The 17,678-nt window shown below is 72.2% G+C and carries 14 protein-coding genes; 5 read left to right on the top strand and 9 right to left on the bottom strand.

What is annotated here, in order from left to right; genetic code table 11:
- The first annotated feature begins 18 nt into the window (after positions 1–18).
- The 3 genes from ABZ956_RS29340 to ABZ956_RS29330 all read left to right on the top strand — a co-directional run bounded on the left by ABZ956_RS29340 (position 19) and on the right by ABZ956_RS29330 (position 2,568).
- Positions 19–924, top strand: coding sequence for a LysR family transcriptional regulator (locus tag ABZ956_RS29340; RefSeq protein WP_361900101.1), 906 nt, complete (start codon positions 19–21; stop codon positions 922–924).
- Between the two features lie 59 nt (positions 925–983).
- Positions 984–1,625: a TetR/AcrR family transcriptional regulator gene (locus ABZ956_RS29335; protein WP_361900098.1), complete on the top strand. Its 642-nt coding sequence runs from the start codon at positions 984–986 to the stop codon at positions 1,623–1,625.
- 310 nt (positions 1,626–1,935) lie between these two features.
- Positions 1,936–2,568: a hypothetical protein gene (locus ABZ956_RS29330; RefSeq protein WP_361900096.1), complete on the top strand. Its 633-nt coding sequence runs from the start codon at positions 1,936–1,938 to the stop codon at positions 2,566–2,568.
- Positions 2,569–2,581: 13 nt separating this feature from the next.
- Here the strand turns inward: ABZ956_RS29330 and ABZ956_RS29325 are convergent, their stop codons facing one another.
- The 5 genes from ABZ956_RS29325 to speB all read right to left on the bottom strand — a co-directional run bounded on the left by ABZ956_RS29325 (position 2,582) and on the right by speB (position 11,774).
- Entirely contained in the window at positions 2,582–4,012 is a 1,431-nt protein-coding gene (locus ABZ956_RS29325) for a S28 family serine protease (protein WP_361900093.1), read from the bottom strand.
- A gap of 66 nt (positions 4,013–4,078) precedes the next feature.
- Positions 4,079–4,666, bottom strand: coding sequence for a dihydrofolate reductase family protein (locus ABZ956_RS29320; protein ID WP_361900089.1), 588 nt, complete (start codon positions 4,664–4,666; stop codon positions 4,079–4,081).
- A gap of 33 nt (positions 4,667–4,699) precedes the next feature.
- Positions 4,700–8,449: an ABC transporter ATP-binding protein gene (locus ABZ956_RS29315; RefSeq protein WP_361900086.1), complete on the bottom strand. Its 3,750-nt coding sequence runs from the start codon at positions 8,447–8,449 to the stop codon at positions 4,700–4,702.
- A 104-nt stretch (positions 8,450–8,553) separates the two neighbouring features.
- Positions 8,554–10,668, bottom strand: a complete 2,115-nt coding sequence (kdpB, locus tag ABZ956_RS29310; protein ID WP_361900083.1) for a potassium-transporting ATPase subunit KdpB — start codon at positions 10,666–10,668, stop codon at positions 8,554–8,556.
- A gap of 134 nt (positions 10,669–10,802) precedes the next feature.
- The gene (gene speB / locus ABZ956_RS29305) at positions 10,803–11,774 is read right to left on the bottom strand and encodes an agmatinase (protein WP_126914246.1); all 972 of its coding nucleotides are present in this window, start codon (positions 11,772–11,774) and stop codon (positions 10,803–10,805) included.
- A gap of 187 nt (positions 11,775–11,961) precedes the next feature.
- Between speB and ABZ956_RS29300 the strand changes: the two genes are divergently transcribed.
- Positions 11,962–12,744 (top strand): phosphatase, encoded by a 783-nt coding sequence (locus ABZ956_RS29300; protein WP_361900080.1) that lies wholly within the window; start codon positions 11,962–11,964, stop codon positions 12,742–12,744.
- Between the two features lie 41 nt (positions 12,745–12,785).
- Here the strand turns inward: ABZ956_RS29300 and ABZ956_RS29295 are convergent, their stop codons facing one another.
- From ABZ956_RS29295 to ABZ956_RS29280, 4 genes are all read right to left on the bottom strand, one after another.
- Entirely contained in the window at positions 12,786–12,917 is a 132-nt protein-coding gene (locus ABZ956_RS29295) for a hypothetical protein (RefSeq protein ID WP_361900077.1), read from the bottom strand.
- Positions 12,918–13,093: 176 nt separating this feature from the next.
- Positions 13,094–13,981: an acyl-CoA thioesterase II gene (locus ABZ956_RS29290; protein WP_361900074.1), complete on the bottom strand. Its 888-nt coding sequence runs from the start codon at positions 13,979–13,981 to the stop codon at positions 13,094–13,096.
- Positions 13,982–14,029: 48 nt separating this feature from the next.
- Positions 14,030–15,187: an acyl-CoA dehydrogenase family protein gene (locus ABZ956_RS29285; RefSeq protein ID WP_361900071.1), complete on the bottom strand. Its 1,158-nt coding sequence runs from the start codon at positions 15,185–15,187 to the stop codon at positions 14,030–14,032.
- Positions 15,188–15,333: 146 nt separating this feature from the next.
- Complete coding sequence (locus ABZ956_RS29280) at positions 15,334–15,951, bottom strand: TetR/AcrR family transcriptional regulator (protein WP_361900069.1); 618 nt, start codon at positions 15,949–15,951, stop codon at positions 15,334–15,336.
- Positions 15,952–16,038: 87 nt separating this feature from the next.
- On the opposite strand from ABZ956_RS29280, the gene ABZ956_RS29275 reads away from it, so the two are divergent.
- A complete protein-coding gene (locus ABZ956_RS29275; protein WP_361900066.1) occupies positions 16,039–17,670 on the top strand; it encodes a carboxyl transferase domain-containing protein in 1,632 nt (543 codons plus the stop codon).
- Positions 17,671–17,678 lie beyond the last annotated feature (8 nt).

The following is a 17,678-nucleotide window of genomic DNA, read 5'->3' as shown; positions in this document are numbered from 1 at the left end:
ATGGGGGGTTGGAAGACCATGCTGGACCTGTCCCGCCTGCGCGCCCTGCACGCCGTATCGGTGCACGGCTCGGTCAGCGCCGCCGCCGTCGCCCTGGGGTACACCCCCTCCGCCGTCTCCCAGTCGATCACCAAGCTGGAGCGCGAGACCCGCACCACCTTGCTGGAGCGCCGGGGGCGCGGGGTGGCGCTGACCGACGCGGCCGTGCGGCTGGCGGAGACGGCCCGCGAACTGCTGGCCATGGTCGAGCGGGCGGAGACCGACCTGGAGGAGCAGCGCGGGGTGCCGGCGGGACGCCTGGTGATCGGGGCGTTCGCGTCGGCCGCGCGCGGCCTCCTGCCGGGCGTGCTGGCCGCTCTGGCCCACGAGCACCCCGCCCTGGACGCCCGCCTGGTCGAGGTCGACCCGCACCTGTCCGTCGGTCTGGTGGCCCAGGGGGTGCTCGATCTGACGGTCACCTTCGAGTGGGACATCGCGCCGCTGCCCGCGCCGGAGGGGCTGGGGCGGGCGAGGATCGGCGACGACCTGTGCGACGTGCTGGTGCCGCGCGGCCATCCGCTGGCCGGGCGCGAGCGGCTGGGCCACGCGGACCTGGCGCACCAGCGCTGGATCTGCCAGCCGCCCGACACCGTCTGCCATGACTGGCTCGTGCGCACCCTGCGGGCCGGCGGCAGCGAGCCGGACCTCGCCTACCAGGCCGCCGAGAACCACACGCAGGTCGCCCTCGTCGCGGCGGGCCTGGGCATCGCGCTCCTGCCCCGGCTGGGCCGTGGCCCGATCCCGGAGGGCGTGCGGGCGGTACCGCTCAAACCCGTCCCCGTGAGGCGGCTGTTCACCTACTGGCGCACCGGCGCGGCCCGCCGGCCGGCGATCAGCGAGACCGTGCGGCTGCTGCGTGAGCAGTGGCCGTCGCGGTCGCTCTGAACCGTCGTTTTGATCGGTCGCTTAAACCGTATGATGAACGCTCTTCGAGAGGGCGGCACATGTCGGTGGAGACCAAGGAACGGCTGATCACCGCGGCGGGCACGATCCTGCGCACGCAGGGGTACGGCAAGGCCAGCGCGCGCACGATCGCCAAGGAGGCCGACGTCAATTCGGCGCTCGTCTTCTACCACTTCGGTGGTGTCGACCCGCTGCTGCTCGCGGCGCTGGACCGCTCGTCCGCCGAGCGGATGGAGCGGCACACCGCCACCGTCGCGGACGCGAGCACGCTGGAGGAGCTCGCCGAGTGCGCCACCCGCATCTACCGCGACGACCTCGAGGGCGGCCACATCACGCTCCTGTCCGAGCTTGTCGCCGCCGCCGTCGCCAAGCCCGAGCTGCGCCAGGAGATCCGGGTCCGGGTGGAACCGTGGCTGGCGTTCATGGAGGAGACCCTGGAGCGGGTCATCGGCGGCACCCCGCTCGCCCGGCTCACGCCCCCGCGCGACCTGGCCAACGCCGCGATCACCTTCTACCTGGGCGTCAACCTCTTCACGGTGCTGGACGCCGACCGTTCCCGCACGGAGTCGGTGTTCGCGATGGTCCGCCGGCTCGCCCCCCGCGCGAAGCTGCTGACCCTGCGCGCGCCCGTGCGGTTCGGCAGGGCGCGCGGCTTCGGCAAGGCCCGCGGCGCCACGGGCTAGACCGGCCCCCGCGGAACCGCTCCGGGGCGCGGCCCGTCACACAGGCGTGCTGCCGCTGGTACTCCGCAGAGCGGTGCCGGTCCCGCCGCTGACCGCGGTGCCGGCCACCCTCTCCGCCGCCTGCGGCCGGCAGCCCGCCGTCGCCGGTGCGTACCCCTCCCGCTGCGCCGGCGGCGGACCGCCGGAGTGGGAAGCGAGGCCGTCAGGGGAAGGGGCGTGCGGTCACCCTCCGCGAACCCTCCCGCACGCCTGGCGTGCGCTGGTGGCCGTCGGGTAACAGTGGACGCTCGTACGGTGTTTGGGGGAGAACATGCGCCATCGCGCGCTGCCGGAGGCGCTGTTCGCGTTGGCGGTCCTGTACGGGTCGTGCGTGCTCACCGGCTGCCATGCCCCGGGCCGCACGGGGGCGGAGAGCGTCGCCCAGGGCGAGGGGGCGGCTATGTCGCCGTCCGCGCCGGGAGGCGGTGCCGCGTTCCTGGACCGGGGCTCGTGCGCCGGCCGGGGCCGGCCGGCCTTCGGGGAGGTGGACTGCGCCAGCGAGCAGGCCACCGCGACCGTCCTCGCCCGCTATTACGGCCCGCAGGCCGGGGGCCCGCGCTGCCCGCAGACCACGGACTTCGTCCTGCACATCACGGCCGTCAACACCGGCACGTCGGAGTCGGAGAGCGCCCCTGAGGGCTACGCCTGCATGCGTAACCTGCGGCCCCCGCATCCCGGCGACCCCGGCCGGGGCGGCGGCCCGCTGACGGTCGTGGGCGACTGCGTGTACACCGAGCGGCACGGCGTGGTGAAGGAGACCGCCTGCGAGGGCACGGCGGCCCGGTCCCCGGAGTTCCGCGTGGAGGAGACCGCCCGTACCCGCGACGACTGCCCGCCGGACACGGACCTGTACGTACAGGTCGGCGGCGGGGCACCGGTGGGGTGCGCCCGCCGCCTGTCCTGAGGGCGCGCGGGGCCTACGGCCGCAGCGTGGACTTCTGCTCGACGGGCGAGCGGTCGAGCTTCGCGTCGTAGGGCGCCAGCGGCTTGGCGTGCCGGTCGTCCTTCTGCACGGTCGCGGGCGCGACGCCGGCCCAGCGCAGGACCTCGGCCGTGGCCTTGGCCCGCTCGTCGGCCACCAGATCGGCGATCTTGGTGCCGTGGTTGCCGCCCGGCGCGTAGAACCGGTAGTCGTGCCGGGCCTCGGCGTTCTTGCCGAGGCGGAACGGTTCGGCGCTCCACGGGTCGTTCTGCCCGTAGACGAACAGCATGCGCTTGCTGTCCTCGCGCACCCAGCGGTCGACGTCCGCCATGGCGCCGTTGCGGAACGTCATCGGTATGTCGCGCGGCACGTAGTTGCGCGGCTGGTAGATGCCCGGGTAGCGCAGCAGGCCCTTCAGGTGCGGGGCCTTGAACGTCGGGGCGCCGAGCTCGGTGCCCGCCTGGTAGTAGTACGGCGTGAACTGCTCCAGGCCCTGGTCGGTGTAGGCGTCGAAGCCGGAGATCTCGTCGAGGAACTTGTAGAGGTCGTCCGTGGACGCCTTCGTCGCGGGGACGGTCTTGCAGTCGCTCTGCAGGTGGTACTGCCAGAACGCCCACACGAGGTCGAGGACGACGTTCTCGTAGGCCTTGTCGGCGCTGCCGACGACCTTGAAGGTCTTGCCCTGGGCGTCGGCCCACTTCTGGTAGCGCGCGACGATCTCGTCGCGGCGTACGAGCGCCTCGCGCTGCACGGACTCCAGCTGGGTGCGGCATGCCTTGTCGCCCACGCCCGCGAAGAACCGGTCGTAGGCCGAGTCCTCGTTGTTGACCACGTCGTTGGGCGCGACGTAGGCCACGGTGCCGTTCATGTCATTCGGATAAAAGCGGCGGAAGTAGGTGGCGGTCATGCCGCCCTTGCTGCCGCCGGTGGCCAGCCAGTTCTTGCCGTAGACCGGCTTGAGGGCCTGGTAGAGGCGGTGCTGGTCAGTGGCCGCCTGCCATATGTCGAGCTTGGACCAGTCGGCCGGCTTCGGGCGGGACGGAGTGAAGAAGCGGTACTCCATCGACACCTGGTTGCCGTCGACGATCCGGGCCGGCTCGCTGCGGGACGGGTTGGTGGAGACGTTGTAACCGGAGGTGTAGAAAACGGTGGGCCGGTCCGTGGCCTTGTGCAGCAGGGTGAAGCGCTGCTGGAAGGTGCCCTTGGCCGGGTTCTTGTGGTCGACAGGCTGCTGATAGTTCAACACGAGGTAGCGGAAGCCCTCGTAGGGCTTCTCCTCGACGAAACTCATCCCGGGAATCTTGAGGATGCGTTCCTTGATGTCCGGCACGGTCTCGGCGGTCGCCGCCCCTGCCGTCACGCTGCCGGCGCCGACTGCCCCTATGGACATCGTCAGCGCCAGCAGCATTCTGAGAGCCTTGCGCATGCGCCCTCCCCTGGGTTCGCAAAGGTCGCCGCGAACCTACCGGGGGCGACATCCGCCACGCCAGGGTCAGACGGTTGTGATCTTGGCGTACCGGACGACGAGGGCGCCGTTCTTGAACGTGCGCGACTCCTTCAGCTCGTACAGCTCGGGGGAGAACCCGCCACCGGAGAACAGCCGGATGCCGTCGCCGGCGACGAACGGGTAGATCTTCACCACCAGCTCGTCGATCTCGTCGCGCAGCTGGCCCGCGAGGTTCCCGCCCCCGCACAGGTAGATGCCCTTGCCCTCCCGCGCCTTGAGCTCGCGGACGAGCTCCCGCGGGTCACCGGAGAAGACGGTGACGGCGGGGTCGGGGCTCGCGGTGAGGGACGACGAGATCACGTACTGCTTCATGTGCGGGTAGGGGCTGGGGAAGCCCGCCTCCAGCCCCGGCTCGTAGGTGCCGCGCCCCATGAGGACCGTGTCGAAGTCCCGGTTGTCGGGCCCGAGACCGAGGTGCGGACGCACGTGCCCGGGCAGGGCGTCGGGGTGGCTCGCGACGAGCGAGGCCGTGAAGTCCTCGTCCAGCACCGGGTACATGAAGTCGTACTCACCGTCCGGGCCGGCGATGCAACCGTCGAGCGTCATGGAGATGAAGTACGTGAGCTTGCGCATGGGTCCCCGTTCCTACAGTCAAGATCGTTCCGGTCAACCTACGGCACCCACCCGCCGGGCCGGAACCGTCTCGCCCGTGAACGTCCGCCACAGCTCCGCGTACCGCCCGTCCCGCGCGAGCAGTTCCCCGTGCGTCCCGTCCTCGGCCACCCGGCCGCGGTCGAGGACCACCACCCGGTCGGCCCGGGCCGCCGTGGTCAGCCGGTGCGCCACCACCAGCGTCGTCCGCTTGCCGGCGAGCCGGTCGGTGGCCTGGTTGACCAGGGCCTCGGTCGCCAGGTCCAGCGCGGCCGTGGCCTCGTCCAGCAGCAGGATGTCCGGGTCGACGAGCTCGGCGCGGGCCAGGGCGATCAACTGCCGCTGGCCGGCGGAGAGGTTGCGGCCGCGCTCGGTGACCGTGTGCAGATATCCGCCGTCCAACGTGGCGATCATCTCGTGCGCGCCCACCGCCCGGGCCGCCGCCTCGACCTCCGCGTCGCTCGCGTCGGGGCGCCCGTAGGCGATGGCGTCGCGCACCGTTCCGGGGAAGAGGTACGGCTCCTGGGGGACGACGCCGAGCCGGTGGTGGTAGCCGACCGGGTCCAGCTCGCGCAGGTCGTGGCCGTCGACCCGGACGGCCCCGGCGGTGGGGTCGTAGAACCGGGCGACCAGCTTCACCAGCGTGGACTTGCCCGCTCCGGTCTCGCCGACGAAGGCGACGGTCTGCCCGGCGGGGATCGTCAGCCGGATGCCGTGCAGTGCCGGGTCCTCGTCGTCGGCACCGTAGTGGAAGCGCACGTCGTCGAAGACGACCTCGCCGCTCAGCTCGCGGACCGGGCGCGGCCGCTTGGCCACCGGCGTCGTCGTCGGCTCGCGCAGCAGGTCCTGCACCCGGCCCAGGGAGACCGTGGCCTGCTGGTAGCCGTCGAAGATCTGCGAGAGCTGCTGGACGGGCGCGAAGAACAGGTCGATGTAGAGCAGGTACGCCACCAGCGCGCCCGCCGTCAGCGTTCCGTCGCCCACCCGGCCCGCGCCCACGATCAGCACCGCCGCCGCGGCGACGGACGACAGCAGCTGGACGAAGGGGAAGTACACCGATATCAGCCACTGGCCGCGCACCCGCGCCTGCCGGTAGGCGGCGCTGCGCCCGGCGAAGCGCCGGGCGCCGGAACCCTCGCGGCGGAACGCCTGCACGATGCGCAGGCCCGCGACGCTCTCCTGGAGGTCGGCGTTGACCAGGCCGACGCGCTCGCGGGCGAGTTCGTAGGCTTTGACGCTCTGCTTGCGGAAGACGTACGTGCCCAGGACCAGCGGCGGCAGCGTGGCGAGGACGACCAGGGCCAGTTCGGCGTCGATGACGACGAGCGCGACGAGTATGCCGAAGAACGTCAGGACGGAGACGACGGCGGTGACCAGGCCGGTCTGCAGGAATGTCGACAAGGCGTCGACGTCCGTCGTCATCCGGGTCATGATCTTGCCGGTGAGTTCGCGCTCGTAGTAGTCCAGGCCGAGCCGCTGCAGCTGGGCGAAGATCTTCACGCGCAGGGCGTACAGCACGCGTTCGCCCGTCCGCCCGGTCATCCGCATCTCCCCGACCTGCGCGGCCCACTGGCCGAGGACAACGAGCAGCGCGAGGGCGGAGGCCACCCACACGGCGCCCAGGGCCACGCGCTGGACGCCCTGGTCGATGCCGTGCCGGATCAGTACGGGCAGCAGCAGGCCGGCGCCCGCGTCGACGGTCACGAGCAGCAGGCTGACGGCCAGCGGCGCCCGGAAGCCGCGCAGCAACTGCCGCAGGCCGTAGGACTCCTCGGGCCGCGCCGAGCGCTCCTCGTCGACGTCGGGGGTGTCGTCGGCGGGCGGCAGGGCGTCCACCTTGGCGAGCAGTTCGGGCGTGGCCGGCATCCCGGCGAGAACGCCGTGGCCGTGCCCGGGGACGTCGGGGGTCTCCCTGCGCACCCACAGGGAGGGGGTGACGCCGTCGACGACGGCGCGGCGCGGCCCGGCCGTCGCCGCGCGCGCCTTGGGCTCCACCAGGCCCGCCGGGTCCTTGGCCACGCCCGCCAGTTCCTCCGGGTCGGTGAGCAGCCGCCGGTACAGCGCGCACCGGCCCCGCAGTTCCTCGGCCGTACCGATGTCGACGAGCCGGCCGCCGTCCAGCACCGCGATGCGGTCGGCGAGCGCCAGCGTCGAGGCGCGGTGGGCGATGAGCAGCGTCGTCCGGCCGGCCATGACGCCGCGCAGCGCCTGGTGGATCTCGTGCTCCACGCGGGCGTCGACCGCGGAGGTCGCGTCGTCCAGGAGCAGCAGCCGCGGGTCGGTCAGGATGGCCCGCGCGAGGGCGATGCGCTGGCGCTGGCCGCCGGAGAGGGTCAGGCCCTGTTCGCCGACCTTGGTGTCGTAGCCGTCGGGGAGGTCGCGGATGAAGCCGTCCGCCTGCGCGGCCCGGGCCGCCGCCCGGACCTGCTCGTCCGTCGCGTCGGGCAGGCCGTAGGCGATGTTGTCGCGGATGCTGTCGGAGAACAGGAAGCTGTCCTCCGGCACGAGCCCGATGGCCTTGCGCAGCGAGGACAGCGTCAGCTCGCGCACGTCGTGGCCGCCGACGCGCACCGTGCCGGAGGTGACGTCGTAGAAGCGCGGCAGCAGCAGCGCCAGGGTCGACTTGCCGCTGCCGGAGGCGCCGACGACGGCCACGGTCTCGCCGGGCTCGAGGCGCAGGGAGAGGCCGTCGAGGACGGGGCGCTCGGGGTCGTAGCCGAAGCTGACGTTGTCGAACTCGACCGTGGCGGGGGCGTCCGCGGGGAGCTCGTGCGCCTGGGCGCGCTCCTTCACCACGGGCTCGGTGTCGATGAGTTCCAGGACGCGCTCGACGCCGGCGCGCGCCTGCTGGCCGACGGTCAGGACCATGGTCAGCATGCGCACGGGACCGACGAGCTGCGCGAGGTAGGTCGAGAAGGCGACGAACGTGCCGAGCGTGACCTGGCCGCGCGTGGCCATCCACCCGCCGAGCGCCAGCATGGCGACCTGCCCGAGCGCGGGCACGGCCTGCAGGGCGGGGGTGTAGCGGGAGTTGAGCCGGACCGTGCGCATACGTCCCGCGAAGAGCCTGCGGCTGACCTCGCGGAGCTTGCCGGCCTCCTGCGCCTCCTGCCCGAAGCCCTTGACGACGCGGACGCCCGTGACGGAGCCGTCCACGACGCCCGCGACGGCGGCGGCCTGGCCCTGGGCGTACCAGGTGGCGGGGAAGACCTTGGTGCGGCTGCGCTGGGCGAGGAACCAGATCGCGGGGGCGACGGCGAGCGCGACGACGGTGAGCAGCGGCGAGAGGACCGCCATCACGACGAGCGAGATGACGAAGAGGAGGATGTTGCCGATCATCATCGGCAGCATGAACAGCAGGGTCTGGATCAGCTGGAGGTCGCTGGTGGCCCGGCCGACGACCTGTCCGGTGGAGAGCTCGTCCTGGCGCCTGCCGTCGAGGCGGGCGAGCGAGGCGTACATCTCGGTGCGCAGGTCGTGCTGGACGTCGAGCGCGAGCCGGCCGCCGTAGTAGCGCCGGACGTAGGTCAGGGCGTAGACGGCGACCGCCGCGACGACCAGGAGGGTGGCCCAGGGGGCGAGGGAGCGCTGGTGGGAGCCTATGACGTCGTCGATGATCAGCTTGGGTATGAGGGGGACGAGCGCCATGACGGCCATGCCGGCGAGGGAGGATCCCAGGGCGAGCAGTACCGTGCCGCGGTACCGCCAGCAGTACGACGTGAGCCGCCTGGCCCACCCCTGACCGGTTGTTTCCGTCGCCGCCACCCGAGACCTCCCGCTGCCCCGCTCCCCTGTTCTGACGGAAGGCCCCAACGCCGCGGGCTGCGATTTTCATCCCGTCGTTACGGAACGTGCTGGTCCGGTGAGGATCAGATGCCCGGTATGTACTGGATCAGCAGGTCGATGAGCTTGATGCCGGCGAAGGGCGCCACGAGGCCGCCCAGCCCGTACAGGCTCAGGTTGCGGCGCAGCAGCGCGTGGGCGGAGGAGGGGGCGTAGCGCACGCCGCGCAGCGCCAGCGGGATGAGGGCGACGATGACGAGCGCGTTGAAGATGATCGCGGAGGCGATGGCCGAGGTGGAGCTGTGCAGGCCCATGACGTTGAGCTTCTCCAGGCCCTCGTAGCCGGCGACGCCGCCGAACATGGCGGGCACGATGGCGAAGTACTTGGCGACGTCGTTGCAGATGGAGAAGGTGGTCAGGGCGCCGCGGGTGATGAGCAGCTGCTTGCCGACCTCGACGATCTCGATGAGCTTGGTGGGGTCGGAGTCGAGGTCGACCATGTTGCCGGCCTCCTTGGCGGCCGGGGTGCCCGTGTTCATGGCCACGCCGACGTCGGCCTGGGCGAGGGCGGGGGCGTCGTTCGTACCGTCGCCGGTCATGGCGACGAGGTTGCCGCCGGCCTGTTCCTCCTTGATGCGGGTCAGCTTCTGCTCGGGCGTGGCCTCGGCCAGGTAGTCGTCGACGCCGGCCTCGGCGGCGATGGCCTTGGCCGTGAGCGGGTTGTCGCCCGTGACCATGACGGTCTTGATGCCCATGGCCCGCAGCTCGGCGAAGCGCTGGGCGATGCCGGGCTTGACGACGTCCTTGAGGTGGACGGCGCCCAGCACCCGGGGGCCGTCGGCGTCCTCGAGGGCGACGAGCAACGGGGTGCCGCCGCCCGCGGCGATGGAGTCGGCGATCCAGCCCGCCTCGGCGGGGGCCGAGCCGCCGCGCCGGGCGACCCAGTGGGTGACCGCGCTCGCCGCGCCCTTGCGGATGCGGCAGAAGTCGCCCTCGAAGGCGAAGTCGACGCCGCTCATCCGCGTCTCGGCGGTGAAGGGCACGAAGCGCCCGTGGGTGAGCTCGTTCCCGGAGCGCTCGGCGATGCCGTACCCGCTCTGGGCGAGCGCGACGATGGAGCGGCCCTCGGGCGTCTCGTCCGCCAGCGACGCCAGCTGGGCGGCGTCGGCCAGCAGCTCGGCGGGCACGCCCTGGACGGGCACGAAGGAGGCGGCCTGGCGGTTGCCGAGGGTGATGGTGCCGGTCTTGTCGAGCAGGAGCGTGTTGACGTCGCCGGCGGCCTCGACGGCCCGGCCGGACAGGGCGAGGACGTTGCGCTGCACGAGGCGGTCCATGCCGGCGATGCCGATGGCGGAGAGCAGGGCGCCGATGGTGGTGGGGATGAGGGTGACCAGCAGGGCGACCAGCACCGTGATGGTCTGCGGGGCGCCCGACCAGGCGGCCATCGGCTGGAGCGAGACCACGGCCAGGATGAAGATCACCGTCAGCGAGGCCAGCAGGATGTTGAGGGCCAGCTCGTTGGGCGTCTTCTGCCGGCTGGTGCCCTCGACCAGGGCGATCATGCGGTCGAGGAAGGTGTGGCCGGGGCGCGAGGTGATCCGCACCACGATCCGGTCGGAGAGCACCTTCGTGCCGCCCGTGACGCCCGAGCGGTCGCCGCCGGGCTCGCGGATGACGGGTGCGGACTCGCCGGTGATGGCCGACTCGTCGATCGAGGCGATGCCGTCGACGACCTCGCCGTCGCCGGGGACGATCCCGCCGGCTTCGACCACCACGAAGTCGTACGGCCGCAGGTCGCTCGCCGGAACGTGCTCCTCCGCCCAGTCCCGGCGGTCCATGCTCACACGCCAGGTGCGCAGCCGGCGGGCGACGGTCGTGCCGCGGGTGCGGCGCAACGTCTCGGCCTGGGCCTTGCCCCGGCCTTCGGCGACGGCCTCGGCGAGGTTGGCGAAGACGACGGTCAGCCAGAGCCAGACGCTGATGAGCCAGGCGAAGACGGAAGGGTCGAGGAGCGCGGAGAGCGTGGTGAGGACGGCCCCGGCCTCGACGACGAACAGCACCGGGTGCTTGACCATCACTCTGGGGTGCAGCTTGCGGACCGCCTCCGGGAAGGAGGCGAGCAGCTGCTTGGGGTCGACGAGGCCGCCGGCGACCTTGCGGTGGCTGTTGCGGGTGCGGTGTTGCGGGGCACGATAGAGCACCCGCCCAGCCAACCGGCTCGGACACGAACCGTGATCGCGTCCTTACGGCCCTTTGTCGCCGGGGCCGCCTCGCCTTACGCGGTCTTTACGCCCCCGCGCCGGGCGGCGGCCCGGGGGCGGCGCCCCCGGAGCGCTCAGCCGCGGGCGGCGGCGATCTGCCGCGACATGATCGTCGTCAGCTCGTACGCCGCGTGCGAGGCCGCCACGGAGGTGATCTCGGCGTGGTCGTAGGCGGGGGCCACCTCGACGAGGTCCGCGGAGACCAGGTTGCAGGAGGACAGGCCGCGGATGATCTCCAGCAGCTCGCGGGAGGTCAGGCCGCCCGCCTCCGGGGTGCCGGTGCCGGGCGCGTGGGCCGGGTCCAGGACGTCGATGTCGATGGAGATGTACAGCGGGCGGTCGCCGACGCGCTGGCGCAGCTGGTCGGCGATCTCGTCGACGCCGCGCCGCATGACGTCGGCGGAGGTGACGATGCCGAAGCCCATCTTCTCGTCGTCGGTGAGGTCCTTCTTGCCGTACAGCGGGCCGCGCGTGCCGACGTGGGAGAGCGCGGAGGTGTCGAGGATGCCCTCCTCGACGGCCCGGCGGAAGGGCGTGCCGTGGGTGTACTCGGCGCCGAAGTAGGTGTCCCAGGTGTCCAGGTGGGCGTCGAAGTGCAGCAGGGCGACGGGGCCGTGCTTCTTGGCCACCGAGCGCAGCAGCGGCAGCGCGATGGTGTGGTCGCCGCCGAGGGTCATCATGCGGGCGCCGGTGCCGAGCAGGTCGTCGGCCGCGGCCTCGATCGTCTCGACGGCCTCGTCGATGTTGAACGGGTTCGCGGCGATGTCACCGGCGTCCGCGACCTGGGCCAGGGCGAAGGGCGACGCGTCCTGGGCCGGGTTGTACGGGCGCAGCAGGCGCGAGGCCTCGCGGATGGCGTTGCCGCCGAAGCGGGCACCGGGGCGGTAGGAGACGCCGGTGTCGAAGGGCACGCCGACGACGGCGACGTCGGTGGTGCCGACCTCGTCGAGGCGGGGCAGCCGGGCGAAGGTCGCGGGGCCCGCGTAGCGGGGGATGCGGGAGGAGTCGACAGGGCCGCGCGGTTCACGGGGGGCGGGGGTGCTCATGCTGGGGGCCTCTCGGATCACGGACGGGGCGCCGACGGGTCACGGTCGCGTCAACGTCGGAGCAGCGGCGATGGACGTACCCGAGGGTAGGCAGGGAGGCGGATTCCGCACATGTACGGAACTGAAGGGTCCGGCTTCGCCATATGGACATGGCGTCCATCGCGCACCGCAGGGGGAGAATGAGCCCATGCCGATACCACCCAGCCGTACCGAACTGATCGATCACCTCGTCCGGACGCGTATCGCGGGCCTCGTCGCCACTCCCCGCGAGAACAACCTCGACCACTACCGCAGGCTCGCGCAGGGCGACCGGCTGCACTGGCTGGGCCTGGAGCTCGGCGACCGCTGGACCGACACACAGGACGTCCTGGCCGTCATGGCGGAGCGCTGCGGCGTCAGCGACGACCTCGAGCACCGCGTGGGGCAGGACACGATCGACCCGGAGCTGACGGTGGCCGGGCTGGAGCGGATGGCCGCCTTCCTGCGCAAGGCGGCGGAGGGCCGGCAGCGGGTGCTGTTCGCCACCGGGCACCCGGGCGGCCTGCTGGACGTGCACCGCACGACGGCGGCGGCGCTGCGGGCGGCGGGGGCCGAGATCGTCTCGATCCCCAGCGGGCTGCGGGCCGATGAGGGCTCGGTCTATCAGGTCGCCGACGTCGCGGTGTACGAGCGCGGCGCGACGCTGTGGCACACGCACTCCCCCGCGCCGATGGCCGCGATCCTCGACGGCCTGGCGCGCGAGGGTCGTTTGCTGCCGGACCTGGTGGTCGCCGACCACGGCTGGGCCGGCTGTGCGGCGCAGCGCGGCATCGACGCGGTGGGCTACGCCGACTGCAACGACCCGGCGCTCTTCCTCGGCGAGGCGGAGGGCACCTTGCAGGTGGCGGTGCCGCTGGACGACCACGTCCTGGACCCGCGCTTCTACGAGCCGATGACGGCGTACCTGCTGGAGGCGGCGGGGCTGCTGTAACCGGACCGGTCGCCGGGCGGGCCGAGGACCGGTCCGTCCGGCTACGGGAGAGAACCCTCTCCCCGGAGAGTGCCGTTCCAGCCCCGGACGGCCAGCCAGGTGCCGCCGTACAGCACGGCGGCCTCGAGGGCCCGGAAGCCCAGCCCCGCCATCACCCGGGGGGCGCCGGTCATGTCGACGAGCCAGCCGTGCCAGAAGAACGCCAGGACGATGCCGAGGAGGATGGCGGCGCAGCCCCCACGATCATCATCACTCTGAACGCCATCCCCATGGGCGCGGACGCGCGCGTCATTCCCGTTCCCCCCTACGTCTGCTGACGGTCGGTCACGAGAGTAACGGGTAACGGTCCTCAGCCCCGCGGAACGCGTACGACTCCTTCCTGGATGACCGAAACCGCCAGTCGCCCGTCCGCGGTGAAGATCCGTCCTCTGGCGAGCCCCCGGCCGCCCTGGGCCGTGGGGCTCTCCTGGTCGTAGAGCAGCCATTCGTCGGCCCGGAAGGGGCGGTGGAACCACATGGCGTGGTCCAGGCTCGCGCCGACGACGTCGCCGACGGCCCAGCCGCCGCGCCCGTGGGCGAGCAGGACGGAGTCCAGCAGCGTCATGTCGGAGACGTAGGTGGCCAGGCAGATGTGCAGCAGTGGGTCGTCGGCCAGTTTGCCGTTCGTCCGGAACCAAACCTGCGAGGTGGGCTCGCGGGGCTCGCCCATGCTGGCGAACGGCGGTGCGTCGACGTACCGCAGGTCGACCGCGCCGCGGGCCTCCAGGATCCGCTCGACGACCTCCGGCCCGCCGAGCAGTTCGGCGTGCCGGGCGAGCATCTCGGCCGGGGCGGGGAGGGTGAGCGGGTCCGGCGCGGGCGGCATCGGCTCCTGGTGCTCCAGCCCTTCCTCGTACGCCTGAAAGGACGCGGAGAGGTGGAAGATCGGCTGACCGTGCTGGACGGCGACCACGCGCCGGGTGGTGAAGGAGCGGCCGTCGCGGATGCGGTCGACGGTGTAGACGATGGGCACCCGGGGGTCGCCGGGGCGCAGGAAGTAGGAGTGCAGGGAGTGGGCGGGGCGGTCGCCGGGGACGGTGCGTCCCGCGGCGACCAGCGCCTGAGCGGCCACCTGCCCGCCGAAGACCCGCGGCACGAGCACGGGCCGGCCGGTGGTGCCGCGGAAGATGTCCTTCTCGATGCGTTCGAGGTCGAGCAGCCCGAGGAGGTCGTCCAGGGGGGTAAGGGGCTCACTCATGGGCCGATGGTCCTTACGGATGGTGGGGCGTGCGGGTGGGGCGGTGGGTCACAGCCCCATCGACTTGGCGATGATCGAGCGCATGACCTCGCTCGTACCGCCGTAGATGCGGGTGACGCGGGTGTCGGCGTACAGGCGGGCGATGGGGTACTCCATCATGTAGCCGTAGCCGCCGTGCAGTTGGAGGCACTTGTCGATGACGACGGCCGCCCGCTCGGTGGTGAACAGCTTCGCGGAGGCGGCGTCGGCGGCGGTCAGTTCGCCCGCGTCGTGCGCCTCCAGGGCGCGGTCCACGACGGCCTGCATGGCGTCGACCTCACAACGGCAGTCGGCCAGCACGAACTTGGTGTTCTGGAACGAGGCCACGCTCTGCCCGAAGACCGTGCGGTCCCGCACGTAGTCCATGGCGAACCGGACGGCGGCGGCGGACTGCGCGTAGGCGCTCACGGCGATGCCGAGACGTTCCTGCGGAAGGTTGTGGGTGAGGTAGCCGAACGCCTTGCCCTCCTCCCCCAGGCGGTCCTCGACGGGCACCTTGACGTCGGTGAAGAACAGCTCGGCGGTGTCGGACGCCTTCAGGCCGAGCTTCTCCAGCTTGCGGCCGACCGCGTAGCCCTCGGAGGCGGTGTCGACGGCGAGGAGGGTGATGCCGCCGCGGCGGTCCTCGGCGGTGGCGGGGGCGGTACGGGCGCAGACGAGCACCCGGTCGGCCTGTACGCCGCCGGTGATGAACGTCTTGGCGCCGTTGAGGACGTAGTGCGTGCCGTCTTCGGAGAGCGTGGCGGTGGTCTTCATGCCGGCCAGGTCGGAGCCGGTGCCGGGCTCGGTCATGGCGATGGCGGTCATCATGTCGCCGGAGACGAAGGGGGGCAGCCAGCGCCGCTTCTGCTCCTCGTTCGCGTACCTCAGCAGGTAGGGCAGGCAGAGCGCGGTGTGGACGCCGGCGCCGCCGAAGCTGACGCCGGCGCGGGCGCATTCCTCGGTGATGACGGCCTGGAACTTGAAGGTGCGCTGCCCGGCGCCGCCGTACTCCTCGGGCACCTCGATCCCGAAGACGCCGAGCTCGCCGAGCTTCTTGTAGAAGTCGCGCGGGGCGGCGCCCGCCTCGCGCCACGCGTCGTAGTGCGGCACGACCTCGGCGGCGATGACGGCGCGGATGGTCTCCCGGAAAGCCTCGTGTTCCTCGCTGAAGACGGTGCGGCGCATGGCGTCCCCTCCCGGCTGTGTAAGCGCTTGCTCAGCGAAGTTACCGGCCGGTCATCGGGGCTGTCCAGATCCCGTTGGCGTGATCGTGACGCTCCGGGGGCGCACCTTGCCCGGCCCGGACACGCCGGGCCGGACCGGGCGGTCCCTCAGTCCGACAGGGCGCCCAGCGCGCCCAGGGCGAGGCGGCGCAGCAGGGCGGCGGTGGCCGCGCGGCTGGGGAGCGCGCCGGGGCGGCCGAGGTGCGGGGTGGAGTTGAGCAGGCCGAAGACGGCGTGGACGGCGGTGCGGGCCTCGGCCTCGGCGGCGCCCGGGTGCAACGCGCGGACCACCTCGACCCACAGCTCCACGTACTGCCGCTGCAAGGAGCGCACCAGCTTGCGGTCGCTGTCGCGGAGCTGGCCGAGCTCACGGTCGTGCAGGGTGATGAGCGCGCGGTCGTCGAGGGCGAAGTCGATGTGCCCGTCGATGAGCGAGTCGAGCACGACGGCCGGCCCGGCACCCGCCTCGGACGCCTCGGCGACCCGCTTGCGGCCACCGGCGAAGAGCCGCCCGCTGATGCCGACCAGCAGCTCGGCGAGCATCGCGTCCTTGCCCGCGAAGTGGCGGTAGAGACCGGGCCCGCTGATGCCTACGGCGGCCCCTATCTCGTCCACGCCGACGCCGTGGAAGCCGCGCTCGGCGAAGAGCCGGGCGGCCTCCTGGAGGATCTGCTCGCGGCGGGTGGGGGCGGGAGCGGCCGGGGGCCGGGTCGCTGCGTCTTTCACGAAGGTAATTCTAGACAGCCGCGTTAGTGGTCGTTAACCTGAAAGAAAGTGTTAACGCTCATTAACCGAGCAAGGGAGCTCGAGTACATGCAGCAGGCACCGGTGCTGGGGAGCGCCGCAGATCCGGCCTCCGACGCCTGGCGGGCGAACGAGGCCGCGCACCGCGAGCTGGCCGCGCGGCTGCGCGAGAAGCTGGCCGCCGCGCGGCTGGGCGGTGGCGAGAGCGCCCGCGCGCGGCATGTGGCGCGCGGCAAGCTGCTGCCCCGGGACCGCGTCGACGCCCTGCTGGACCCCGGCTCGCCCTTCCTGGAGATCGCGCCGCTGGCCGCCGACGGGATGTACGGCGGGGCGGCCCCGGCGGCGGGCGTGATCGCCGGCATCGGCCGGGTCTCCGGCCGCGAGACGCTGATCGTCGCCAACGACGCCACGGTCAAGGGCGGCACCTACTACCCGATGACCGTCAAGAAGCACCTGCGCGCGCAGGAGATCGCGCTGGAGAACCGGCTCCCGTGCCTGTATCTCGTCGACTCCGGCGGCGCCTTCCTGCCCATGCAGGACGAAGTCTTCCCCGACCGCGAGCACTTCGGCCGCATCTTCTACAACCAGGCCCGGATGTCCGGCGCCGGCATCCCGCAGATCGCCGCCGTGCTCGGGTCCTGCACGGCCGGCGGCGCCTATGTGCCGGCGATGAGCGACGAGGCCGTGATCGTGCGCGGCCAGGGCACCATCTTCCTGGGCGGCCCTCCGCTGGTGAAGGCCGCCACGGGCGAGGTCGTCACGGCCGAGGAGCTGGGCGGCGGCGAGGTCCACTCCAGGATCTCGGGCGTCACCGACCACCTCGCCGAGGACGACGCCCACGCCCTGCGGATCGTGCGGACCATCGTCTCCACGCTCCCCGGGCGCGGCCCCCTGCCCTGGTCCGTGGAGCCGGTGGAGGAGCCCAAGGCCGACCCCGCGGGGCTCTACGGCGCGGTGCCGGTCGACTCGCGCACCCCCTACGACGTGCGCGAGGTCATCGCCCGGATCGTCGACGGCTCGCGGTTCGCCGAGTTCAAGGCCGAGTTCGGGCAGACGCTGGTGACCGGCTTCGCGCGCATCCACGGTCACCCCGTGGGCATCGTCGCCAACAACGGCATCCTCTTCTCCGAATCCGCCCAGAAGGGCGCCCACTTCATCGAGCTGTGCGACCAGCGCGGCATCCCGCTGCTCTTCCTGCAGAACATCTCCGGCTTCATGGTCGGCCGGCAGTACGAGGCGGGCGGCATCGCCAAGCACGGCGCCAAGATGGTCACGGCCGTCGCCTGCGCCCGGGTCCCCAAGCTCACGGTCGTCGTCGGCGGCTCGTACGGCGCGGGCAACTACTCGATGTGCGGCCGCGCCTATTCACCGCGCTTCCTGTGGATGTGGCCCAACGCCAAGATCTCCGTGATGGGCGGCGAGCAGGCGGCCTCGGTCCTCGCCACCGTCAAGCGCGACCAGCTCGAGGCGCGCGGCGAGCAGTGGAGCGCGCAGGACGAGGACGCCTTCCGGGCCCCCATCCGCGAGCAGTACGAAACCCAGGGCAACGCCTACTACGCGACCGCGCGGCTGTGGGACGACGGCGTCATCGACCCCCTGGAGACCCGGCAGGTGCTGGGTCTGGCCCTGACCGCGTGCGCCAACGCGCCGCTGCCCGAAAAGGACCGCACAGCGCCCGGCTACGGCGTCTTCCGGATGTGAGGCGGAGC

The sequence above is a fragment of the Streptomyces sp. NPDC046261 genome (assembly GCF_040646235.1).
In the GTDB taxonomy this organism is placed as follows: domain Bacteria; phylum Actinomycetota; class Actinomycetes; order Streptomycetales; family Streptomycetaceae; genus Streptomyces.
The sequence above is the reverse complement of the archived record's forward strand: the minus strand, read 5'-3'. Positions and strand labels throughout refer to the sequence as shown.